The following is a 23076-nucleotide window of genomic DNA, read 5'->3' as shown; positions in this document are numbered from 1 at the left end:
TTGAATCAACTAAGTCTTACTTCTTCTACTGAACTTCCCGTGGCAATCATCGGAAACACGTTGTCTTCTTTTTCTACAACCACTTCGAGAAAATAAGGTCCTTCGTGGACAAACATCTCGGCAACTGCTTGCCTCAAATCTGTTCGTTCGTCTACTTTCTGGACTTTGAAATTGTACGCTTCCGCAATTTTAATAAAATCCGGGTTGTCTAATTCGGTAAAGGAGTAACGCTTATCAAAGAACAATTGCTGCCATTGCCTTACCATTCCCAGGAAATTATTATTCAACAACACCACTTTTACCGGTGCCTTGGTCTGCATGATGGTTCCCAATTCCTGAATGGTCATTTGGATACCTCCATCACCTACTACGCAGATAACCTGCCGATTGTAATCGTGCAGCTGAGCACCCAAAGCAGCCGGAAGGGCAAAACCCATGGTTCCCAGCCCTCCCGAAGTGACCTGAGTGCGTGTGGTTTTGTATTCAAAGTACCTCCAGGCAACCATTTGGTGTTGGCCTACATCGGTTACCAGAATGGCATCATCTGCCTTGAATTCGTTGATATGCCGGATTACCTCCCCCATGGTCAAACCTACTTTGGTCGGCGAAAGGTCATTGCCAACTACTACGCGCTTTTCTTCGGCCTCGAGCTCTCTGAACTTCATGATCCAATCGGGATGGTTGCCCTTCGCAACCTTTTCAGTAAGCTTTTCCAAACTTACTTTGCAATCTCCCAAAACCGCCAGCTCGCATTTTACATTTTTATCTATTTCGGCCGGATCCAGTTCCAGGTGGATTACTTTTGCCTGCTTGGCATAGCGCTTTACATCCCCGGTTACCCGGTCATCAAAGCGCATACCAATAGCAATAAGCACATCGCACTGATTTGTAAGCAAATTGGGGCCGTAGTTGCCATGCATGCCCAGCTTTCCGACAAAGTTAGGGTGGCTCTCCGGTAGTGCTCCTGTTCCCAACAATGTACAGGCTGCCGGAATGCCGGTTTTGTCCAAAAAGGCACGCAACGCTTTTTCTGCTTTTCCCAAAACAACGCCCTGTCCAAAGAGTACATAAGGCCTTTCAGCCTGGTTAATCAGGGCGGTCGCTTTTTCAATGATATGATCCTCGACTTTTGGATAAGGCCGGTATGACCGGATATTCAGGCAAGGAACATAATTGAATTCCCCAAGTGCAATTTGCGCATCTTTGGTAATATCTATCAAAACCGGTCCCGGCCGACCCGATCTGGCGATATGAAAGCCCTTGGCAATAGCCGGAGCGATATCCTCCACTTTTCTGACTTGAATGTTCCACTTGGTGCCGGGCATGGAAATACCCACCACATCCGTTTCCTGAAAGGCATCTGTACCCAGAAGCGTAGAGACCACCTGCCCCGTGATACAGACCAACGGAGTACTGTCTATCAACGCATCCGCAATCCCTGTTATCAAATTGGTAGCCCCTGGACCGGAAGTAGCCATGCATACCCCAACCTGCCCGGAAACGCGCGCATAACCCTGGGCTGCGTGGATAGCACCCTGCTCGTGCCGGGTAAGGATATGCTGGATTTGATCCATGTAGTCGTAGAGGGCATCGTAAACGGGCATGATAGCACCTCCTGGGTAGCCAAAAATATACCTGGCATTTTCAGCCACCAATGACTTGATGACAATTTCGGCCCCTCTTATTTGTGAATCATTCATAATCGTTAACTTTTATCGGTCACGCATCCTTCGGATGCCGTAGAAACTAACTGAGAATATTTTTTTAGCGTTCCAATTAAATGGCTTAAATCTTTGTTTACCCAGGATTTTTTTCGCTCTGCAAAAATCTCCTCTGACACATTACAGCTGATTTCCAATGTCTCTGCATTGATGGTGACCACATCCCCGTTTTGCAACAGCCCAATCGGTCCTCCTGAATACGCCTCAGGCGTAACATGACCTACCACAAAGCCGTGGGTACCTCCTGAGAAACGGCCATCGGTGATCAGGGCCACATCGGATCCCAAACCGGATCCAATGATTATGGAGGTGGGTTTCAGCATTTCCGGCATACCAGGGCCTCCTTTAGGCCCTACATACCGGATTACCACCACGTCTCCCTTTTGGACTTGCTGGTTTTTCATAGCCTCATTGGCCTCCTGCTCGGAGTTGTATACCTTCGCCGGTCCGGTAAAGGATACCCCTTCTTTCCCCGAAATCTTAGCAACCGCACCCTCTGGTGCCAGGTTACCATTCAAAATACACAGGTGACCTGTTGCTTTGATGGGATCTTCCAGCGGGTGGATGACATTGCCCTTTTCAGCCTTTACCGGGGCCACGTCGGCCAGGTTTTCAGCCAGCGTCTTACCCGTTACTGTCATACAATCTCCATGAAGCAAGCCGTTATCCAACAAATACTTCATAAAGGCAGGCAATCCGCCTTGGTCGTGCAAGTCCTCCATCAGGAATTTTCCGCTGGGTTTGAAATCGCCCAAAACCGGTGTCGTGGCGTTGATCTTCTTGAAGTCCTCTAATCCGAAAACAATATTGGCTGTTCTTGCAATCGCCAATAAGTGCAACACAGCATTGGTACTCCCAGCTAATGCTACTACTACTCTGACAGCATTCTCCAGACTCTTTCGGGTCAGGATGTCTTTTGGCTTAAGGTCCATGGCCAATAAATTTGCGATAAACTCCCCTGCTGCGTCACATTCTGCCGCTTTTTCTTTGGAATTGGCGGGATTGGAAGCACTGTAAGGAAGCGATAATCCCATCGCCTCAATGGCTGATGACATGGTATTTGCGGTGTACATGCCGCCACAAGCACCAGCACCCGGACAGGCATTTTTTATCACACCCATGTAATCCTCATCGTTTATCTCTTTCTTGAGCCGCTTTCCATAGGCTTCAAAGGCAGAGACGATATTTAGCTTTTCTCCTTTATACTTTCCGGATCGGATAGTTCCTCCGTAGACCATGATGCTGGGACGATTGACCCGAAGCATGCCCATGATAGCTCCAGGCATGTTTTTGTCACAGCCAGCTACCGCAACAATCCCATCAAACGAATGACCTAAAATAAATGACTCAATGGAATCGGCAATGATCTCTCTGGATGGTAGGCTATACCGCATACCGGCCGTTCCCATGGAGATGCCATCACTAATTCCAATGGTATTGAAAACCATGCCCGTGAGTTTCGATTCCACCGTTGAGGCCTTAATGGCCCTTGCAAAATCATTGAGATGCATGTTACAAGGGTTACTTTCATAACCACAACTTGCCACGCCCACAAACGGTTGTTTCATTTTTTCATCTGAAAGACCGGTGGCGTACAACATCGCCATGGAAGCAGGATTTTCCTGGTTATCACTTACCTCCCAACTGTGTTTCTTCGAATTACTCATTATTTTGTATCGGTTTTTTTAAGGACTGGCTTATAAAAAAAAGTGCTTCACTCAAATGAAGCACTTTATTGATTCTTTCTATCGGTAATAGATCAGCGCTTCATCACTTACTAAATGATAATGACAATTAGGACGACGAGGCTGACTAAAACAAACATATTCTTCTCCCGACGAAGGGTTTTATTACTTTATACCATCTATTTATAATGCAATATTAAAACCCATATTCCACACTTACAATATTTTATTTCTTTTTTTAATTTAGTTAAATCAAGAAAATTATGTAATTGAATTTAAATTAGAACTTATGGTTTATTATTACAGATAAAGAGAAATTTAATTTTTTAAATTTTATTAATGGAAAAATTTTCAAAATATTATTCTGAGGCAATTATTTGCTATTTTTTTTGCGTTAAACCACCTTTTATCCCCGGCAGACCTGACATCGCCAGCCCAATAATCAATTTTCAAATCCCTGTGTTTACCTGCGGTATGATACTTTTCCAACACTTTCTTTTACTTTTGGATTCAAATTCGATCTCGCTATGATTTCTTTTCCAAATGCCAAAATCAATCTGGGACTGCATATCCTTGGTAAAAGGAGTGACGGATTTCACGAAATCCAAAGCTGCCTCTACCCGATTCCAATCAGCGATGCCCTGGAAATTATTCCCGGAACTACCACGGAATTTAGCTGTAGCGGAATCCCCATCCCTGGCGAAAGCACAGGCAACCTGATTCTGAAAGCATACCAATTAATAGCTGCCGATTTTCCCGAAATCTCACCCATTACGGCTCATTTGCACAAGTGTATCCCCATCGGCGCAGGGCTGGGAGGAGGCTCTTCAGATGCCGCATTTACATTAAAAATGCTTAATGAAATTTTTAAACTAGATCTGGATGATGAAAAATTAAGCGAGTATGCCGGAAAATTAGGAAGCGACTGCCCCTTTTTCATCCGGGATGAACCCCAATTAGCGAGCGGTAGAGGTGAACTCCTTGAAAAAATACAAGTCGACCTCGCCGGGAACTGGTTGGTACTACTTCATCCGGGCATTCACATAAGTACCCAGGAAGCCTATGCAGGCGTGATACCAGGACCGGCAACAAAAAATATGGTTGAGGTATTGTCCAATCCCTTATCCTGGAAATCTGATCTGCTCAATGATTTTGAAAAAAGCATTTTCGCTAACCATCCCGAAATCGCAGCTATCAAAAGTCATCTATATCAGGCAGGAGCCTGGTATGCGGCCATGTCTGGCTCTGGTTCAGCCGTATTTGGGCTGTTTGACCATGAACCTAAAAACCTGATTTTCCCCAAAAATTATGTTTGCTTTTCGAAACCGCTATCCTGACCTACTGAATGCGTCGTAATTGACGGACCCTTTTCTGACGAAGGGCAAACTGGATGACTGGGTACATGCAGACAGAGGCCAAAATGATTCCGGTTCCCCAATAAAATTCCGGACTCATTTTTTCTTCATTCCCAAAGACCAATACCGCTAGCAAAATCCCATATACCGGTTCCATATTTATGGTCAGATTGATGGAAAATGCCGTTAATCGCTTCATCAATTCTACGGAAACCGTAAAGGCAAATACGGTACATACCTGAGAAAGGACAAGCAACCAAAACCAATCCCAACCACTGGGAAACCCGCCAAAAACGCTATCAGAAAAAAAGAAATAATAAACCGGTAAAAAACCCAAAGACAACAAAAACGCTCCCCCCATTTCGTAAAAGGAAATGATAAATGGGCTGTGCCTGCGGGTTAGTTTCCCGTTAATGACGGTAAACACGGCGCCAATCATTGCTGAAAACACTGCCATTCCCAACCCCAACCAATAACCGGACTCAAACTTAAAAATTACCAATAATCCAATAATGGCCACTAACCCCAATACCACCTCATACCATTTGATAGCTTGCCGGTTAGCCAGCGGTTCGATCAAGGCGGTCCAAAGGGAACAGGTAGCCATGCCTGCCAGGCAGACCGATGCCGTCGAAAGCTGGGCAGACCAGAAAAACAGCGTCCAGTGAAGCCCAATCAATGCTCCGGTTCCCAGGAACTTTCCCGCATCTTTCAGCAGAACCTGTAGCCTCCTTCCTTTTAACCAAATGAGAATGGCCAGCCCTGCACTGGCAAGAAAGGTGCGATAAAGCACGATCTCTACCGGCGAAATACTTATAAGCAATCCCAAAACAGCGGTAAACCCCCAGATGAGTACCACCAAATGGAGCCAGAGATAGTCTTTTATCAGCCCTTGATTCATATCAACGGGGAACGGTCTTGTACAAAACCAGTCCCGTAAGTCCAAAAACGATATTGGGTATCCAGACAGCTAATACGGGATAGGCAGTTCCTGCTTCGGCAAATGTTCGGGAAAGTAAAAAAAGTATGATATACACAAAGGCCAATAGGAACCCCAGTGCAATCTTAAATCCGGATCCACCCCTTGTTTTTTTCGCCGACACGATCACCCCTATAAAGGTGAGTAGGATGGCCGCAAAAGGAGACATAAAGCGTACATATTTTTCAATCCGGTAATAGCTGATATTATCCGCACCCCGCTCTTCCAGAATTTGAATTTGATCGGTCAACTCGGGAAGGGTAAGGGTCTCATGGTGATTTAGCGGAAGATCAAAGTCAGCCGGAGTGATCGACAGCGTTGTATCCATCTCATCTCCGGTAGACCAGTTTTCCTTCATTTCTTTCAATTCACGCAACTTCCAATTCCGGGCGCTCCAGACATTCTTAGCCGTATCCCATACAATGCGATCCGCCGAAAACTTGGATACCAATCTCCCGGAATCAATGCGCTCTAACGTGAAATCACGGCCCGTATTGACGGAAGTATAGTACCTGGAAATGTAGGCATACACCTCCGGATCCGAAGCTACTTTAATATGAATGTTTTGCTGATTGGATTGGTATTGTTTATCCAGGTATTCTTCCTTGAACTCCGAAACCCCGGCCGTTGCTACGGGCAGCACCCAGCCATTGAGCAAAAAACTGACGACAGCTATCAATAAAGCAGAAAATAAAAACGGAACCATCATCCGTAAAAAACTTACCCCGCTACTCAAAATGGCGATTATCTCGGTCCTGCCAGCCATTTTTGAGGTAATAAAAATGACTGAAATGAAAACGGTTATCGGAGTAAGCAAATTATTAAGATACAATCCGTAATTCATCATGTACTGAAGCACTTCATTGGTAGGGACATTATTACGGATGTAGGTGTCGTTTTTTTCCGTAAAGTCCAGCACCAGCACAATCAGGATCAACATCAAAACCACGAAAAGGTAGGTTTTGAGAAAATCTCTAATGATAAGTTTGTCCAGTAACTTCATTTCAACGGTTCTTTTATATCGTTTTGAAAAACGGATAAATCCAAGCTAAGTTTATAATCGCCTGTTTACTTTTTCTACCATATCCGTTTTCCAGGATAAGAAGTTCCCGGACTGAATGTGTTCCCGCGCCTGCTCGGTGAGCCAAAGGTAAAAGGATAAATTATGAATGCTTGCAATCTGAGCGGCGAGCATTTCTTTGCTAATGGTCAGGTGACGCAGGTAGCTTTTGGTGTAAAAGTTACTCACATACGATTGAAATCCTGTATCCAGCGGCGCAAAATCCAATTTCCATTTTTCATTACGGATATTGATAATCCCTTCCGTCGTGAACAACATGCCGTTTCTGGCATTTCGGGTGGGCATGACACAGTCAAACATATCGATGCCCAGCGTGATCCCTTCCAGTATATTAGCAGGCGTACCCACGCCCATCAGGTACCTGGGTTTTTCTTCGGGCAAAAGGTCCGTTACCAGATCCGTCATTTCATACATCAATTCGGCCGGTTCCCCTACCGAAAGTCCCCCGATGGCATTCCCCTCCCGGTCCTGATCGGCTACAAATCGGGCGGCATCTTTTCTCAGGTCTTTGTAAGTACTCCCCTGCACAATGGGAAAAAGGGCTTGTTGATACCCATATTTCCCCGAGGTCGTGTCAAATCGTTCCATGCATCGCTTTAACCAGCGATGGGTCAGGTCCATGGAAGTTTTGGCATAACTCCGCTCACAGGGGTAAGGCGTACATTCATCAAAGGCCATGACGATATCAGCACCGATGGTACGTTGGACATCCATGACTGATTCAGGTGTGAAATGGTGCCTGGATCCGTCGATATGGGATTGAAACAAGACACCTTCTTCGGATATTTTACGACTACCTGCCAGCGAAAACACCTGATAACCACCACTATCGGTAAGGATCGGAGCGGACCAGCCCATAAATTTATGCAAGCCGCCGGCAGTTTCCAGGACCTCCAGCCCCGGCCGAAGGTATAGGTGATAGGTGTTGCCCAATATGATCTGAGCCTTCACATCATACGTCAATTCCCGCTGGTGTACTGCTTTGACAGATCCGGCGGTACCCACCGGCATAAAGATGGGGGTTTTGATTTCCCCGTGGTCGGTTTGGATTTTCCCAGCCCTGGCTTTGGTAGCCGGATCCTTTTGTAGAAGTTTAAATTTCATTCCTGACTTTCATTGAAAAATCCCCCATTTACTCCGTATATTTGGGCACAAAAATAGGGGCATTTCTGCAAAAGAAACGAAATTTTTGATTTAATCTACCCTACCTACTGAGCGGAATACTATGGAAATGATAATTTGGGGGCTGTTTTTTTTGGCTACAGGAATTCAGTTTACCTATTTACTCTTTGTTTTCGGCAGGTTTGCCTTATTCTATAAAGATAAAGGAGAGCAAGACCTGGATTTGAATACGAGTGGGGTATCCATTATCATCGCAGCTAAAAATGAAGCGGCACATCTAAAGGACCTCCTTCCCCTGCTGATGCAGCAGGATTACCCCGATTTTGAAGTAGTCGTCGTTAACGACCGTTCTACGGACGGATCAGAGGAACTACTAGCTACTTTCACAAAGGAATATGCTAATCTCCGGTCAGTAACCATCCGGTACACCCCGGCACACCTGACTTCTAAAAAATATGCCCTTACGCTGGGGATAAAAGTTTCCGCATACGATACCGTGTTGTTGACAGATGCCGATTGCCGGCCCGTTTCCTTAAATTGGATCAAAAGAATGTCGGCTCCCATAAGGAACGATCAAAAGACCTTTGTGCTGGGCCACGGTTCCTACCTGGCCTTGCCGGGCTTGCTCAATAAAATCATTCAGTTTGAAACCCTGATGACTGCGGTTTATTATTTTTCCTTCGGTTATTGGAAATCCCCGTTTATGGGCGTGGGAAGGAATCTTTGTTACCGTAAGGATTTTTTTATGGAGAAAAAGGCCTTTAAATCCCTTTGGCATATTGAAGGAGGAGATGATGATTTGTTTGTAAACCGATATGCAAATTCAAAAAATACGGCCATCGTAGCTCATCCGGAAAGCATCACCGTGTCAGAACCCAAAACCAGTTTCAAGGAATATTTTGTGCAAAAAAAGCGGCATTTTCATGCGGGAAAATATTACCAGGCGAAAGACAAACTAAAATTGGGACTGTATACGTTAAGTCATTTGGTGTTTTGGTTTGCAGGCCTCGGGATTGTTATTCTTGACACCTCCTGGGAACCAATTGCCTTGGTATTGGGGTTAGTTTTGGCAAGAGCCATGCTTCAATATTATATCATCGGCAAAGCCAGAAAAAAATTAGAAGGCAAAGGAAAAGTGATTTGGACCCTGTTTTTCGATTTGATGTACATGGTGAATTATTGGGTTCTGGGTGTGCAAGGCTACCTTTCAAAAACGATTAAATGGAAATAAACGAACGAGGATTTTCAGATAAAGCATTGGAGGATTTTGAACTGATCGATAAGGCGGTCAGGGAAAAAGATCAGCAGGCCTATGCCTCACTGATGAAGCGTTATAAGAAAGCCGTTTATTTCATGATCCTAAAAATGATCCGGGACGCTGATGATGCCGAAGACCTGACCATGGAAGCATTTGCCAAGGCATTCCGAAACCTTCATAAGTTCAAAAAAGACTATACGTTTAGCACCTGGCTTTTTCGGATTGCCACGAATAATGCCATCGATTTTATCCGCAAAAAGAAGCTCAAAACCATGAGCCTGAACAATACCATGACGGATGATGGTGGCAATTCCGTTACCATCGATATTGAAGATGATGACAACAATCCTCAGGATGAATATATCAAATCCCAACGAAAAGAAATGGTGCGTCTTTTCGTATCCAAACTTCCCGCCAAATACCGAAAATTAGTGAAATTGAGGTATTTTGACGAGCTTTCCTATGATGAAATTGCAGCGGAATTGGGGAAACCTCTTGGTACGGTAAAGGCCCAGTTACACCGCTCCAGGGAATTACTTTTTGAAATCGCCCAGGGAAAAAACAAGCATATCTAAACCATGAATCCAGACCATTCGCTGATTCAGTCCTATTTCGAGAACCTAAGTCACCCTCAGGTGGAACAGATGGAGCAATTGGCGGCCCTTTATCAGGACTGGAATTCCAAGATCAATGTGATCAGCAGAAAGGACATGGATCATTTCTACATCCACCACGTCTTGCATTCACTGGGCATTGCTAAAGTCATCGCATTTTCACCGGGTACCAAGGTCCTCGACATCGGCACCGGAGGAGGTTTTCCAGGCATTCCGCTGGCCATCTTGTTTCCTGAAGCACACTTCCATTTGGTAGATTCTATCGGGAAAAAGATTGCGGTGGTCAAAGATGTAGCCCGGCAGTTGGGCTTAAAAAACGTGGAAGCACAACAGGCAAGGGCAGAAAGCTTAAACCGAACCTATCATTTTGTCGTCAGCAGGGCCGTTACCCAAATGGAAAAATTCTACCCCTGGGTGCAGCGCAAATTCAGGAAAGAAGATATACATAAAGACTTTCCCAATGGGGTTTTTTACCTGAAAGGAGGAGAAGTAGACGAAGAATTGGAGGCACTGGACCTGAATTACGTTCCCTATTTTCTGGAAGATTATTTTAAAGAGCCCTTCTTTGAAACCAAAAAAGTGATTTACATTCCTTACGAGGGGAAAAGGTAATATTTATTCTTTTAATGACGCCTACTCTAAAATTGAATTTATACAATTAACGCTGTACGCGTTGAAAAAGATAGTCAACGACTAGTCCTGATGTGGATCATTTAATACGAAGAAACCGATTACCTGACCAACAGAAATTCCGCCGTTGCTTCTTCTACGGTAAGCCCATCTATTTCAAATTGTTCGAAATCCGAAACATCAGGAGTGGTAGCAACCCGCAGCCGATTGGATGTAAATTCGAGTATATCCATTGCAAAGGTATCGTCCTGGTCTTCCATTAGCAGTTGCCCGTCTTTAAGCTCCCAGGTGCCGGCAAAGTTTTGATCTCCGCTGATTGGAAAGCGCTCCTCTGCTAACGGCAAGCCGATCGCACTTACTTCCACAAGAAACACAAAGCCTCCCGCTGCTTGTACCGTTTGAGGGTTTTCCCCAAAATTCACGGTCATTTGGTAGTCCTCACCGGTACCGGTAATGGAGACCGGGACCGAATTTTGTGTACCGGGAATTATCGCCCTGCCAGAAGCCTGTACACTGGCTTCCTGAAGGGTCCAAACCCCAGCCGATAATTGACCCTGCTCCGGCGTTTCCTCTGTCGATTCGCACCCAAACAACAGCATCAATCCGAAAAACGATAATGAAAGCAGTCTTTTCATAATTTATTTCTTTTTATAGGTAATTTTGACAGGAACCCCTTCAAAATCAAAATTTTCCCGCAGCCTGTTTTCCAAAAACCGCGTATAGGGGGATTTGATGTATTGGGGCAAGTTGCAGAAAAAGGCAAACACCGGATTCTTGGTCGGCAATTGGGTGATGTATTTGATTTTGATGTATTTCCCCTTGTTTGCCGGCGGGGGGTATTTTTCTATTTCCGGCAGTAACAACTCGTTCAACTTGGAAGTGGGGACTTTCCGGTGTTTATTTTCATATACCCTCATGGCCAGTTCCATGGCCTGAAAAATTCGTTGCTTGGTCAATGCGGAGATAAAGATGATCGGGATCCATTTGTTTTCCCCTAGCTTATTGGTCATGTCATCCTTAAAGGTTTGCATGGTCTTGTGATCTTTTTCAATCAAATCCCATTTATTCACCATGATCATGATCCCTTTATTATTTTTGATGGCCAGGGAAATCAGGTTGACATCCTGGGCTTCCAGTCCACGGCTAGCGTCCACCATAACGATCACCACATCCGAGTCTTCCAGCGTTCGCAAGGAACGCATGACGGAATAAAACTCAATATCTTCTTTAACCTTCGCTTTTTTACGGATTCCTGCCGTGTCGGTAAGGATGTAATCCTTCCCATACAATTGATAACGGGTATGGATCGCATCCCGGGTAGTACCTGCTTCATCGGTAACAATGGATCGTTCTTTTCCAATCAGCGCATTAAGAAAAGATGATTTACCCACATTAGGCCTCCCTAAAATGGATAGTTTGGGAACTCCCTCGTCGGGGTCTTCTTCTCCTTCATCCGGAAATTTTTGGATCACCTCATCCAGCAGGTCACCAATTCCACTGCCGCTGGAAGAAGAAATAGGGAAAATGGTTTCCTCCCCAATGCCCAGGGCATAAAATTCATTAGCCGTTAGCATTTTATCCAGGTTATCCGCCTTATTGGCCACCATAAACAGCGGTTTGTCCGTGCCCCTGAGTTCTTTGGCAAATTCAGTATCCAAATCGGTCAGGCCATCCAGGCAGTCTACCACAAATAGAATCACCGAGGCTTCATCAATGGCCAGGCGTACCTGTTTCCGGATTTCTTTTTCAAAAATATCATCCGAACCCGTGACATACCCTCCGGTATCGATAACAGAAAAGAACTTTCCTCCCCACTGTGCATGGCCGTAATGCCTGTCTCTGGTCACCCCACTAAGATTATCTTCGATGGCTTTCCGCTCTTCAACGAGCCGGTTAAAAAGCGTGGATTTTCCCACGTTAGGTCTCCCTACAATTGCTACTATATTAGCCATATGCTACTGTTTTATTGGTCGTAACCAAATTTTCTAAGTTTGTTTTTATTTTTTCGCCAGTTTTCCTCCACCTTGACATAGGTTTCCAGGAAAACTTTCTTTCCAAAAAATTGCTCCATTTCCTCCCGGGCTTTTGTTCCCACCCTTTTCAGTGCATTTCCCTTATCCCCGATGATGATGCCTTTTTGGCTCTGTCGCTCCACGTAAATAATGGCCCGCATGCGGATCAGTTTATCCGTTTCCTCAAATTCCTCCACCCGCACCTCCGAGCTGTAGGGTATTTCCTTTTTGTACTGGGTGAATATTTTTTCCCGAATGATTTCCGAAGCAAAAAACCGTTCCGGACGATCACTTAGTTCTTCCTTATCATAAAACGGTGGGTGCACCGGCATCCGATCCAGGATTTCCTGTAAGATTTTTTGTATATTAAAGTTTTCAAGCGCAGATACCGGGATGGTTTCCACGGCCTGAATTCTTTCCTGCCAGTAAGCGGTCACTTCCTGCAGTTTTTCTTCCTTATTGAGGTCTATCTTATTGATTACCAATAGTACCGGCACTCCGGCAGCATTGATTTTCTGAATGATTTCTTCTATATCCGTATCGTCTTCAAACAAATCCGTCACGAACACAATCAAGTCGGCATCTTCCAGGGAAAGGTTCACGAAGCTCATCATGCTTTTGTGCAATTCGTACTTCGGTTTCAGCATTCCGGGGGTATCCGAAAAGACGATCTGGTATTCGGGTTCGTTCATGATCCCCAAAATCCGGTGGCGGGTGGTCTGGGCTTTTGAGGATATGATGGAGAGCTTTTCACCCAAGAGGGCATTCATCAGGGTAGACTTTCCCACATTGGGTTTTCCTATGATATTGACAAAGCCTGCTTTATGGTTACTTTCGGACATGGACTCATTTTTTTTTACAAAGGTACTTGATTTTTGAGAATATGTCCTTACCTTTGTACCACAATAAAGCAAAGGGCAACAAAAAACGTTTGCTGCCGTATAAAATACTGAAAAGCGATTATAACTATTTTAAAAATATATCGCGGGATGGATCCGCCCCGGCGGATCGTTGGGCTCATATCCGCCGCGGCGGACACAGGTTCGAGTCCTTAAAATTGAAATCTTGAATTAAAAATATATCGCGGGATGGAGCAGTTGGTAGCTCGTTGGGCTCATATCCGCCGCGGCGGACACAGGTTCGAGTCCTTAAAATTGAAATCTTGAATTAAAAATATATCGCGGGATGGAGCAGTTGGTAGCTCGTTGGGCTCATAACCCAAAGGTCACAGGTTCGAGTCCTGTTCCCGCTACTTTCGAAGGCACTGGAAACAGTGCCTTTTTTTTGTTATTTTTAGCACCATGTTTACCGTATATGCCCTTTACAGCGAAAAATTTGATAAAATCTATATCGGGTTTACCTCTGATCTGGAAAAACGCCTGATCTCACATAACGAGCTGGGTACAACCGGATGGACGATTGCGTTTCGACCCTGGAAGCTTATCCATACCGAAACTTTTGAATCCAAAAAAGAGGCCATGGATAGAGAAAAGCACCTAAAAACTGGGGTAGGAAGAGAATTTATCCGGAGATTAATTCCTGAAAAATAAATCCAGGGACCCTACCCGCCGCGGCGAACACAATGCCTGTTCTAATCCTTGGAATTCAAGTCCCATTTCACTGAAGTTCAACATGCTCCGGTTTAACTTTTGCGGTAAGCATTTTTTCTAAAGGTGGAATAAGAATTGCCATAAAGGAAATAAATGATTAATATTTAATTCAATATTTTTTCAAGATCCATCAGATCCTTTTGATTTTCCAAATTTTTCATTTCGTCTAATTATTATAGGTCAGGGCATTGATCAAGTAAGGATTGATATAATAATTGGGTTTGCTCACCTTTTTAATGATCACGCCATCTTTGGCCAGTTGGTTGAGGTAACCGGCAGCGGTGGGGCGGCTGATGCGAAGGGCTTCCTGTACATATTCTATTTTGGTATAAGGCTGCCGGAAGAGGTGGTTGAGCAGGTCTTGACTGTAAAATTTATAGCGGTCACGGAGTACATTTTTTAGTGCTAGCATGGCTGCTTTTATTTGTTCCACTTTGGTCATGGTACTAAGGGCGGTCTGCTCTACTCCACGCACCATGTACAGCAGCCAGGCTTCCCACTCATCGGTTGTCCTCACCGTTTGCAAGTGTTGGTAGTATTCGCTTTTGTTCTCAATAATGAAGCGGCTGAGGTACAGAATGGGCAGGTCAAGAAGTCCTTGAAGCACCAGGTAAAGGATATTAATGATACGACCGGTGCGGCCATTGCCATCGTAAAAGGGATGGATGCTCTCAAATTGAAAGTGGATAACAGCCATCTTGACGATGGGATCGAGTTCACTCATCTCCGGATCGTTGATAAACTGCTCAAGGTTCTGCATCAGCTTTAGAATATCATCGTACGCTTGTGGTGGGCTGTACACCACCTCCCCAGTTTGCTGGTGCTTGAGTGCTGTGCCGGGCAGTCTGCGGAAACCAGCATCATTTGCTTCCAACACGGCCTGTATCTCTAGTATGTGATTGGAAGTGAGTAGGTGATGCCGTGTGACAATGTCGTATCCGCGCTTGAGGGCCGCCACATAATTTTTTACTTCTTTGGCCTGCGGGGAAACATCAAAATCGAGGCCAAGAGTGGAGCGGTAGAGTTCATCATGCGTGGTGACAATATTTTCCACTTCCGAACTATCTTTTGCCTCCTGAATGGCCAGTGAATTAATTAGGATATCCTGACGTGGAATGCTGCGTGCAACACCTTTGAGCTCAGCCAGTGCACGGTGTGCCTGATTGAGGGCTCTGAGTACAGGCTTCGTCTCAAGCTCTGCATGGTACGGAAGCGGTGGGTGTCCAGGACATTTTCAGTGTAAAGATTTTTTGATTTTCTTTATATTGTAATACACTAATGTAAAAAAAATGCGATTCTTTTACATTGTAAGTACGCATTGTTAAGATTTTTTCATTTCTTTAACATTAGCTCCAATGTTTCCAAGTCCTTCCGGTTTTCCTCCACCAGTTCCTTCAAGCCTTTTGCATCTTCTTTCCCATGGATGATTTCTTCGGGCGTATCATATTCCACCGCTTTACAACCGAAGAAATGATAAAACAACCAATAACCCAACTTATTTTTTGTGCTAAAAAATGTGTCCTACCTAAGAATGACAGCACTTGCACGCGTTCAAAAATGATATTTGCAAGTGATCTTCTAAAATAAAAGTTAGCTCCAAAAATCCCTTCCTAAACTAAACCACCTTTCAACTTTTTTTCACTCCCAATGCTTCCCGTCAATACAGATACGGGTGGTAATCTGTTGCGGGTGCAGTCACCTGATACTCCGATTGAAGAAAAGCAACCAAATCAATCAGTTCCTGTACGGTCATAACCTCGTTGTAATTCTTCATCTTGGAAAGACCTTCTTCGGTACGGGCATTTTCTTTGTATATCCACGCAATTTTATGGGAAGGGTTGATGACCGAAGTGACTAATTCTCCATAGGATTTTTGAGTGCTTACTTCACCGCCGAGCGGTATTCTAAGACCATCATTTTCTCCCTGCCAGGCAATCCCTGAAATACTATGGCATGCATTACATGCCAATCTCGTATAGGTCGCTTTTCCTAGTTCAATCTCACCCTCAGGTAGCGCAAAACCACGCTCCTGCGAGTTACAACTACTCACAAATAATCCCCCACATACTGCGATAAACAGCACTAATCTACTTAATGCGGTGCTAACGGTTTTCTTTTTCTTTATATGAAACATACACGATTGTTTTTATGAAAGATCTAATACATCCTACTGTCTAATAAAAATGAAGGTAATATCTAAGCTACAGAACAACAATGATTTAAGTAAGACCTGTCATTGACTTTACTCATGAAGTTACTTTACAAATGGCAAAACACTACCTGCGGGAGATGCCTTCAGTAGTTTCTGGAAATAGGAGATGCGCATTTTTACTACCTCCTTCCTGAAATTGACTGTATGGTTTTTTCCATTTCCTAAATTGATATTGGTGACAAAGTGCTGTTGTGCGGGAGACAGCGTTCGATGTAGTAAATCAAAAGCATCCGGCTTTCCACCTACTTCCCTTCTAGCTATCGCGTCCGTTTCGAAGGAGAGCTCTTCGAAAGGCCAACCCCCCTTCTTTTCCCAACTCCTTAATTCTCACCCAATTTGACAGCGAAGTTTTTTGTCCTGCTCGTGTTTACTGCCGCATATCTGCTGATGGGCTCCCCTTCGAGCTCGCTCGTGCAATCTGCAGAGATCGAACGTGCATTTCTTCCCGAAATTCATTTTACACGAAGGCTATCCTGCGTGACATTTGCCAGACTTATAGAGGGTTATTCAATCCCAAAACGGACCAATACGCCACCATCCGCAGCATAAAAACTTAAATACCTTTGTCTTGAAAATCTAAAGAAGCAGAGGCATAGGGAAGGGTATTCCTCTTAGATAGGCTTTACTGCGAATTTTGTGAGGGTAAATCGGGGAATATGGGATGTGATTTTACATCACCAGCGGAAATCACGATTCAATAAAGCCCCTTGGTGGAATAGCGGGTAGTAGACCAGCGCTCCATGGCGTTTGGTTTGCGTCCATTCCCCGGAAGAAATTAGGGATCTGATTTATCGTAAGCTTTGGGGGCATGGAGCCCAACCAAAAAAAGCCGGTAAGGAAATCCCCACCGGCTTTTGTAATCTATCAAACCGAAATGCGATCAATACCCCGGGTTTTGAACCAGGAAACCTTCTTCATTGGAGGCTCCGTCGATTGCTCGTTGCGGGATGGGAAACAGTCGTTTGTTTGGGTCGCTGTCGGTTTTTCCCGTCCAGTTGTCCTCGTATTTTCCGTACCTGATTTGATAAACTCTCCGAAGGCCTTCCCAATAGAGTTCAAAGCCTGACTCCCGGAAAAGAATATCCATATCGATGGCATTCAACGGAGCAGGTGTCTGAGCAGGTCGGGCATTTCTGGAGGTTCGCAGGGTATTCACATCGGCGAGTGCACCGGCATTATCCCCTTTGCGCAATTTGGCCTCCGCACGCATCAGATAGATCTCGCCCAATCGGATCAACACAATGTCCACGCTACTGTTGGTGCAGCAGTTGGGTGCTGTTCGGCTGAATTGGTATTTGGAGAAGCGATGCCCTGTGTTGTGAAGGCTTCCTTCACTGCTGAAATCTACCTGGAAGGTATGGTCCACGTAGCGGATGTCGGCCCCGCTGCTTCTTCGGTTGATCACCGGGTAGATTCGTATCTTTCCATCCTCACAGGTTAGTATATTTCCACTGTCATCCTTTCTGGGGCCCCAAATGATGCCCCTAAGAAACCCCCGATTAATTTCAAATGCTTCTGCGTCCACACAATAGTAATGGTCAGCGTCATTCGTCGGGTTTACATCGCTCAAATCCCTGAGATTTTCTGGAATAAGGGTATTTTCCTGGAAAAACCGTGCATCTGCTTCTGCAGGATCAACCTCCCCATAGGCATCATACCAAGTTTGAATAAAGTCAGGAGTGGCTGCAACGGCATCTGTGCCTCGGGTGTTTGGAAATTCCGGTCTGGGTGTAAGGTCTCCCGAGATGGACCAATATTGCCATCTGCTGTGTTCTGTTTGAAGTACCCCGCGCTGATCCAGGGAAAAAATAATTTCCGGATTGGTATCGTTATCGTCATTAAACAAGTCAAAGTACTCAGGTGACAGGGAGTATGGTCCGTTGATGATATTCGTGGTATATTGGATGACTTTATCCAGGTCTTCCGATCTGAAGTCCGGCGTTCCATATGGATCGCGATAAACCGCTGCATTCAAATACAAGCGAGCGAGCAATGCTTCTACAGCAAACTTATTCATGCGTCCGGGACCATTGTTGCTACTGATGACATCGGCTACCGAAAGCAGCTCTGACTCTAAATAATCAAAGGCCTCTTGTCTTCTTAGAATCTCCGATTGCTGGTCAGAATCATCCTTTTTGAATACAAGCCCCCAATTATCCATGGCGAGCATATTGAGATAGGCCTTCATGGCAATCATCTCGTACAAGGGGTTTTGGGCATTGGTATTCCCGTTTTCCACTTCCAACCGCAATAGCTCCTCTGCGGCTACAGCTCTGGATAAAGTCAAGGTAATAAAGGTCCAGGAATCTCCCACCAAGCTATTGCCGGGAGTCATCAGGTGCTGGTGTATTGCGATAAATTTTCCACCATCAAACCAGTCTGTCCCGCCCCGGTAGGGGAGAATTCCCTCATCCGATGCGACTTCCTGCAAGCCAAAATTTACGGTGTGCAACCATACTTGACGTAGCATGCCATAAACCGGGGCTATGGACCCACTGACGACCTCTGCCTGCCCCGTTCCTGTCAGCGATTCATCGAGAATTTCTTCATCCAATGTCGTGCAACTGAAGAAAGCCAGAATGAAAGCGAACGTTGGCAATAATTTATGATATCTGATAGTTTTCATACGATTCTTATTTTCTGGTAGGTTGAATTTTATCTACAGGTTTATTTAAAATGTTACGTTCAGGTTGACCATAAAAGTCCTCGCCCGAGGGTAAGTAAATCGGTCAATACCGAATGTTTGGATTCCGCCTGAGGTAGCTCCTGTGTTGACCTCCGGATCAAACCCTGAGTAGTTGGTGATGACAAACAGGTTTTGGCCAGTCACCGAAAGGCGGATGGCTTGAAACGCATTGCCCACTCCCAGACGATTTGGCTGTACATTGTATCCCAACGTAGCATTGTTTAGCCTGAAGAAGGCACCGCTTTCCAGGAAACGGGTTGATACCGTATTGGAGTTGTTGAATGACTCTTCTGGAAATTGTACTGCAAAATCAGTCGTATTATTGGACCTTGAAAGCTGGGCCTTGGTAAAGAGTGACATGGTCGTGTGATTGTAGATTTTATTTCCTGCTGTCCCATTGAAGTTCAAACCCATATCAAAGCTCCTGTATCTAAAATTGGTGTTGATTCCGTAGATGACCTTCGGAATGGCGCTTCCGACTACTGCCCGGTCATTGTCCAGGATTTCTCCATCTCCGTTGGTATCTACGAATCGGTTCAGTCCGTCTTCACCGATCCCGTCAAACTGCAGCATGTAAAATGCGCCAATAGGCTGATTATTGATGTAGCCATTGATGGTCGCGCCTGTCTGTCCGGCACCTTGAGCCGCTCCTGTGGTCAAAACCGAGTAAGGGGAATCCCGAACTTCATTTTGGATCAAGGTGATGTTTCCTCCGATGTCATAGGAAAAGTCTCGTTGGGGCATACTGCTGTAATTCAAGGCCAGTTCAACGCCACTGTTGAATATTTTCATGTTGTCAATATTGTCCCAGAAAGTAGAGGTAGGCTGTACCGGGTCGGCGGGAACTACCTCCAGCAATATATTGGATGACACCTTGTTAAAATAATCCAATGTACCGGTCAATCGATTGTCGAGAAACGCAAAGTCAACGCCTACGTCAAATTGAGTCGATACCTCCCACTGTAGATTTGGGTTGGCCAATCGCGTGAAAACAATTCCGTACGGATAGCTATCCAGGGTATTGCCATCGGTATCGATTGGGTAGGTACTAAGGCTACCCGCGCCGGTAGCCAGTCGATCCTCCGAGAAACTTGCTTTGGTGATTTTCGAAGGAATCTCCTGGTTGCCCGTTTGGCCCCAGCTGGTTCGGAGTTTCAAGTTGTCGAAACCCGAGTTGGCCATAAAATCTTCCTTGCTCAAATTCCATCCCAGAGCGAACGAAGGGAAATAGCCGTATTTGTTGTTATCCCCAAACTTGGAGGAACCGTCTGCTCGGAAAGTAGCCGTAAACAAGTACTTTTCGGAAAAGGTATAATTCAACCTGCCAAAGAAGGATTGCAGTTCATTGCGGGTAGCAGAGGAGTTGACCGTCGTCGGAAATTCACTGGTACTGTTATGATCCTGATAGCGCGGGTCAATGTTGTTTGCAGCAAAGCCTCTGGAAGCAGTCCTTCTGAATTCATCCAGAAAGGTTTGGTAGGAATGTCCAGCCAAGACCGTGAAATGGTGCTGGTAGTTGTTCCAGTTGTAGGTTAGCGTATTCTCTACCAGGCTGTTGGTATTGGCCGTGGTCAATTCATCCAAGGTGCCGTCCGAGACATTGGATTCGTTTACTACTTCTGTGAAAGGCCGGTATTGGATGTATCGGGCCGTATTGGAATAATCCACTCCCAGATTCAACTTATAGGTAAGTCCGTCCAATATTTCGAAAGAGGGGGAAATAGTCCCTAAGATTCGATTGTTCCCCGCGTCATCACTATAGAGCTCATTTCGCTTCAGAGGATTGAGGGCATTGGTATTGAGCAGGGTGGGTTCCCCATTCGTGTAGGCAGGGATGGTCGGATTCAAATACAGCATGTCACTGGTGATGGAACCAATCGCTGGCCTTAGGTTTTCGGTAAAGGAGGCAGTCAGATTATAGTCTACGATCAATCTCCCCTCAAAAGCCTTTTGATTCATATTCAGCTTTCCCGAATAGCGTTTCAATTTACTATTTTTCAAAATTCCTTCCTGCTCTTGATAGCCCAATGAGGCGAAATAAGAGAAGCTCCCTTTATTGGCACCACTCATGGAAAGGTTGTAATCCTGAGAGCGTCCAACCTGGGTCAATTCATCCTGCCAATGGGTGTTTCCTCCAAAATCTTCCAGGGCACCGCCCACGGCTTGCACCTGTCGACGAAATTCATCCGCATCGTAGACATCTATCTGGCTGGCCATGGACGACCAGGCAGTGGAAGCGGAAAGGTTCACCTGAGAGGCTCCTGATTTCCCCTTCTTGGTAGTGATTACCACTACCCCATTCGAAGCTCTGGAACCGTACAGTGCCGTGGCACTCGCATCCTTCAACACATCGATGCTTTCAATGTCATTGGGATTTAAAAAATTAAGCGGGTTAGAGGCAATGCCGGTATCGGAATTATCCAGCAGAAATCCGTCCAACACATACAGGGGTTGCGTGCCGGATCGCAAACTCCCAATTCCCCGGATGATTACGTTTTGATTGGCTCCCGGTTCGCCACTGGTCGAGGTGATATTTACCCCGGCGATTTTTCCTTGCAGCAGATCCACCGGATTGGTGATCACTCCCCGGTTAAAGTCTTCGCTTTTTACAGAACCAATGGCTCCGGTCACATCTGACCGCTTTTGGGTACCATAGCCTACTACGACCATTTCTTCTAACTGGGTAGCGTCCGGTTCCAATTGAATTTCCAGGATGGATTGCCCGTTGACTTCGATTTCCCTGCCCATGTACCCTACGTAGGAAACCTGAAGAATGGCACCTTCCGGCACATCCAAGGAAAATTTCCCATCCAGGTCGGTGACTGTTCCGGTGGTAGCACCTTTTACCAGAATGATCGCACCCGGTAGTGGCATGCCGGTTTCATCGGTTACGGTTCCGCTAATTGGCTGGAGCAGGGTTTCCTGGTCAACTTTGGAACTCTTTGCTCCAATTTCGGTCCCTAAAGCTGCTGCTTTGAGTGGGACAGGGCTGGTAGCTAATCCCGCCCAGAGGATAGAACATGCGGCGGCAAAGCGGAGTTTTGATACGTGTACTCGTAGATCCATAAAACGTTGGTGTTGGTTGATTAATAGACTGTTACCTGGCTGATTTAAAAGGTAATGGGCATTGGTATTTTTATTACCCAGTGGCAAAAGTAGGCCAAACAATGATGCGGTGTGGCATGGGTTAGCTTCCAGAAACACGAATTAAAAAAAACTTAATAGTCGGCTGAAAAGTATAATCGAAACGTAAAAAATCGATCAATTTGAATTTATATCGGTATATCGGTCAGACGGTTCAAAACCGTCAGACCGATTTAGACCGATCAAAACAATTTTTCTGACACATCAGGCGGAATTACCCGATACGACTCTTGATAAAAAAACTCCTTTGATATATCAAGCAGCTCGATCACAGCCTGCTGGTCACATCGAGAACCATTTCTCATACCCAAATAATCGGTAAAAGAACTGAACTCCCAATCTTCCAATTTACTAACAAAACCCGACCGTAAGGGATTTTGGTGGATATAATGGAAACATATAAGCGGATAATGCTCATCCCGGTATTCCAATAATTTCGCTTTTGTTTTTTGACGAAAAAGCGAACCCGATCGCCCTTCTTGTTTATTGATGGCCTGTGCGTACGAACTGAGCAACTGTCTGAATCCATTGTTCAAAGCAGAAACCATCAAACTTCCCACTTGCATCTCGACAATTGAGTCTTTGGTGGTATTGATCAGAAAATGAAAGTGATTAGGCATCAGGCAATAAGCAAGTACCTGACAGTGCGGCAAAACATATTTTCTAAACTTTTCGAGAAAGTATAAATGGTTTTCCCTTGAGAAGAAAATCCTTTGCCGATTATTACCCTGATTGTAGAAATGGTACAGTTTGTTTTCTTGCAGGCTCATACGGTTCGAAATTTATTACCGTAACCGCACCGGTACCTGTCTGACGGTTCAAAACCGTCTGACAAGTACCAGTATGGTAAGTAAGGTAACAAATAAAACCCTCATTTCTTTAACATTAACCCAAGTACCTCCAGGTCTGTACGGTTTTCCAGCACCAGGTTTTTTAATCCTTCTTTCCCTTGGATGATTTTTTCGGA

General features: G+C 45.1%; 18 protein-coding genes and 1 tRNA gene. 6 read left to right on the top strand and 13 right to left on the bottom strand.

The annotated features are described in order from the left end of the window. Nucleotides 1–5 precede the first annotated feature (5 nt). Both ilvB and ilvD read right to left on the bottom strand, forming a co-directional pair. Nucleotides 6–1700 (bottom strand): biosynthetic-type acetolactate synthase large subunit, encoded by a 1695-nt coding sequence (gene ilvB, locus GJS45_RS09845; protein ID WP_162341430.1) that lies wholly within the window; start codon nucleotides 1698–1700, stop codon nucleotides 6–8. Between the two features lie 5 nt (nucleotides 1701–1705). After that, the gene (ilvD, locus tag GJS45_RS09840; protein ID WP_162341428.1) at nucleotides 1706–3388 is read right to left on the bottom strand and encodes a dihydroxy-acid dehydratase; all 1683 of its coding nucleotides are present in this window, start codon (nucleotides 3386–3388) and stop codon (nucleotides 1706–1708) included. Nucleotides 3389–3933: 545 nt separating this feature from the next. On the opposite strand from ilvD, the gene ispE reads away from it, so the two are divergent. Continuing rightward, complete coding sequence (gene ispE / locus GJS45_RS09835; RefSeq protein ID WP_162341426.1) at nucleotides 3934–4743, top strand: 4-(cytidine 5'-diphospho)-2-C-methyl-D-erythritol kinase; 810 nt, start codon at nucleotides 3934–3936, stop codon at nucleotides 4741–4743. A gap of 1 nt (nucleotide 4744) precedes the next feature. On the opposite strand, the gene GJS45_RS09830 is transcribed toward ispE, so the two are convergent. The 3 genes from GJS45_RS09830 to tgt are packed head-to-tail and all read right to left on the bottom strand — an operon-like array spanning nucleotide 4745 to nucleotide 7925. Next, complete coding sequence (locus GJS45_RS09830; RefSeq protein ID WP_162341425.1) at nucleotides 4745–5662, bottom strand: DMT family transporter; 918 nt, start codon at nucleotides 5660–5662, stop codon at nucleotides 4745–4747. Nucleotide 5663: 1 nt separating this feature from the next. Further along, on the bottom strand, nucleotides 5664–6743 hold the full coding sequence (locus GJS45_RS09825) for an LptF/LptG family permease (protein ID WP_162341423.1): 1080 nt from the start codon (nucleotides 6741–6743) through the stop codon (nucleotides 5664–5666). 51 nt (nucleotides 6744–6794) lie between these two features. Next, on the bottom strand, nucleotides 6795–7925 hold the full coding sequence (tgt, locus tag GJS45_RS09820) for a tRNA guanosine(34) transglycosylase Tgt (protein ID WP_162341421.1): 1131 nt from the start codon (nucleotides 7923–7925) through the stop codon (nucleotides 6795–6797). 121 nt (nucleotides 7926–8046) lie between these two features. Between tgt and GJS45_RS09815 the strand changes: the two genes are divergently transcribed. The 3 genes from GJS45_RS09815 to rsmG are packed head-to-tail and all read left to right on the top strand — an operon-like array spanning nucleotide 8047 to nucleotide 10427. Then, nucleotides 8047–9174: a glycosyltransferase gene (locus tag GJS45_RS09815; protein WP_162341419.1), complete on the top strand. Its 1128-nt coding sequence runs from the start codon at nucleotides 8047–8049 to the stop codon at nucleotides 9172–9174. Further along, nucleotides 9165–9776, top strand: a complete 612-nt coding sequence (locus GJS45_RS09810) for an RNA polymerase sigma factor (RefSeq protein WP_162341417.1) — start codon at nucleotides 9165–9167, stop codon at nucleotides 9774–9776. Before GJS45_RS09815 ends, GJS45_RS09810 begins: the two co-directional genes overlap by 10 nt. Nucleotides 9777–9779: 3 nt before the next feature. Next, on the top strand, nucleotides 9780–10427 hold the full coding sequence (gene rsmG, locus GJS45_RS09805) for a 16S rRNA (guanine(527)-N(7))-methyltransferase RsmG (protein ID WP_162341415.1): 648 nt from the start codon (nucleotides 9780–9782) through the stop codon (nucleotides 10425–10427). A gap of 119 nt (nucleotides 10428–10546) precedes the next feature. Here the strand turns inward: rsmG and GJS45_RS09800 are convergent, their stop codons facing one another. Genes GJS45_RS09800 through era form a run of 3 tightly spaced genes read right to left on the bottom strand, consistent with a single transcriptional unit; the run spans nucleotide 10547 to nucleotide 13299 of the window. Next, nucleotides 10547–11080 carry a hypothetical protein gene (locus tag GJS45_RS09800; protein ID WP_162341413.1) on the bottom strand — a complete coding sequence of 178 codons (534 nt, stop codon included), beginning with the start codon at nucleotides 11078–11080 and terminating at the stop codon, nucleotides 10547–10549. Between the two features lie 3 nt (nucleotides 11081–11083). Further along, entirely contained in the window at nucleotides 11084–12397 is a 1314-nt protein-coding gene (der, locus tag GJS45_RS09795; RefSeq protein ID WP_162341411.1) for a ribosome biogenesis GTPase Der, read from the bottom strand. 11 nt (nucleotides 12398–12408) lie between these two features. Beyond that, complete coding sequence (gene era, locus GJS45_RS09790; protein ID WP_162341409.1) at nucleotides 12409–13299, bottom strand: GTPase Era; 891 nt, start codon at nucleotides 13297–13299, stop codon at nucleotides 12409–12411. A gap of 337 nt (nucleotides 13300–13636) precedes the next feature. On the opposite strand from era, the gene GJS45_RS09785 reads away from it, so the two are divergent. Both GJS45_RS09785 and GJS45_RS09780 read left to right on the top strand, forming a co-directional pair. Next, nucleotides 13637–13709: transfer RNA gene (locus GJS45_RS09785), tRNA-Met, on the top strand. A gap of 49 nt (nucleotides 13710–13758) precedes the next feature. Continuing rightward, nucleotides 13759–14007 (top strand): GIY-YIG nuclease family protein, encoded by a 249-nt coding sequence (locus GJS45_RS09780; RefSeq protein ID WP_162341407.1) that lies wholly within the window; start codon nucleotides 13759–13761, stop codon nucleotides 14005–14007. A 226-nt stretch (nucleotides 14008–14233) separates the two neighbouring features. Here the strand turns inward: GJS45_RS09780 and GJS45_RS09775 are convergent, their stop codons facing one another. The 5 genes from GJS45_RS09775 to GJS45_RS09755 form a co-directional block, all read right to left on the bottom strand. Next, the gene (locus GJS45_RS09775) at nucleotides 14234–15184 is read right to left on the bottom strand and encodes a Fic family protein (protein WP_235954716.1); all 951 of its coding nucleotides are present in this window, start codon (nucleotides 15182–15184) and stop codon (nucleotides 14234–14236) included. A gap of 540 nt (nucleotides 15185–15724) precedes the next feature. Next, nucleotides 15725–16201, bottom strand: coding sequence for a c-type cytochrome (locus GJS45_RS09770; RefSeq protein WP_162341405.1), 477 nt, complete (start codon nucleotides 16199–16201; stop codon nucleotides 15725–15727). Nucleotides 16202–17159: 958 nt separating this feature from the next. Next, nucleotides 17160–18905 (bottom strand): RagB/SusD family nutrient uptake outer membrane protein, encoded by a 1746-nt coding sequence (locus GJS45_RS09765; RefSeq protein ID WP_162341403.1) that lies wholly within the window; start codon nucleotides 18903–18905, stop codon nucleotides 17160–17162. Nucleotides 18906–18950: 45 nt separating this feature from the next. Further along, a complete protein-coding gene (locus tag GJS45_RS09760) occupies nucleotides 18951–22031 on the bottom strand; it encodes a SusC/RagA family TonB-linked outer membrane protein (RefSeq protein ID WP_162341402.1) in 3081 nt (1026 codons plus the stop codon). 260 nt (nucleotides 22032–22291) lie between these two features. Beyond that, complete coding sequence (locus GJS45_RS09755) at nucleotides 22292–22879, bottom strand: transposase (RefSeq protein ID WP_162341400.1); 588 nt, start codon at nucleotides 22877–22879, stop codon at nucleotides 22292–22294. Nucleotides 22880–23076 lie beyond the last annotated feature (197 nt).

It is taken from the genome of Cyclobacterium salsum (assembly GCF_010119245.1).
In the GTDB taxonomy this organism is placed as follows: Bacteria; Bacteroidota; Bacteroidia; order Cytophagales; family Cyclobacteriaceae; genus Cyclobacterium; species Cyclobacterium salsum.
Note: the sequence above shows the minus strand (reverse complement) of the source record. Positions and strands in the feature narration are given on the sequence as shown.

Bases quoted from the DNA above. Each gene is read 5' to 3' on its own strand.
- rsmG (WP_162341415.1), top strand. From the start codon at position 9,780: ATGAATCCAGACCATTCGCTGATTCAGTCCTATTTCGAGAACCTAAGT.
- GJS45_RS09830 (WP_162341425.1), bottom strand. From the start codon at position 5,662: ATGAATCAAGGGCTGATAAAAGACTATCTCTGGCTCCATTTGGTGGTA.
- ilvB (WP_162341430.1), bottom strand. From the start codon at position 1,700: ATGAATGATTCACAAATAAGAGGGGCCGAAATTGTCATCAAGTCATTG.
- era (WP_162341409.1), bottom strand. From the start codon at position 13,299: ATGTCCGAAAGTAACCATAAAGCAGGCTTTGTCAATATCATAGGAAAA.
- GJS45_RS09825 (WP_162341423.1), bottom strand. From the start codon at position 6,743: ATGAAGTTACTGGACAAACTTATCATTAGAGATTTTCTCAAAACCTAC.
- tgt (WP_162341421.1), bottom strand. From the start codon at position 7,925: ATGAAATTTAAACTTCTACAAAAGGATCCGGCTACCAAAGCCAGGGCT.
- GJS45_RS09815 (WP_162341419.1), top strand. From the start codon at position 8,047: ATGGAAATGATAATTTGGGGGCTGTTTTTTTTGGCTACAGGAATTCAG.
- GJS45_RS09810 (WP_162341417.1), top strand. From the start codon at position 9,165: ATGGAAATAAACGAACGAGGATTTTCAGATAAAGCATTGGAGGATTTT.
- ispE (WP_162341426.1), top strand. From the start codon at position 3,934: ATGATTTCTTTTCCAAATGCCAAAATCAATCTGGGACTGCATATCCTT.
- GJS45_RS09770 (WP_162341405.1), bottom strand. From the start codon at position 16,201: ATGTTTCATATAAAGAAAAAGAAAACCGTTAGCACCGCATTAAGTAGA.
- der (WP_162341411.1), bottom strand. From the start codon at position 12,397: ATGGCTAATATAGTAGCAATTGTAGGGAGACCTAACGTGGGAAAATCC.
- ilvD (WP_162341428.1), bottom strand. From the start codon at position 3,388: ATGAGTAATTCGAAGAAACACAGTTGGGAGGTAAGTGATAACCAGGAA.
- GJS45_RS09755 (WP_162341400.1), bottom strand. From the start codon at position 22,879: ATGAGCCTGCAAGAAAACAAACTGTACCATTTCTACAATCAGGGTAAT.
- GJS45_RS09780 (WP_162341407.1), top strand. From the start codon at position 13,759: ATGTTTACCGTATATGCCCTTTACAGCGAAAAATTTGATAAAATCTAT.
- GJS45_RS09760 (WP_162341402.1), bottom strand. From the start codon at position 22,031: ATGGATCTACGAGTACACGTATCAAAACTCCGCTTTGCCGCCGCATGT.
- GJS45_RS09765 (WP_162341403.1), bottom strand. From the start codon at position 18,905: ATGAAAACTATCAGATATCATAAATTATTGCCAACGTTCGCTTTCATT.
- GJS45_RS09800 (WP_162341413.1), bottom strand. From the start codon at position 11,080: ATGAAAAGACTGCTTTCATTATCGTTTTTCGGATTGATGCTGTTGTTT.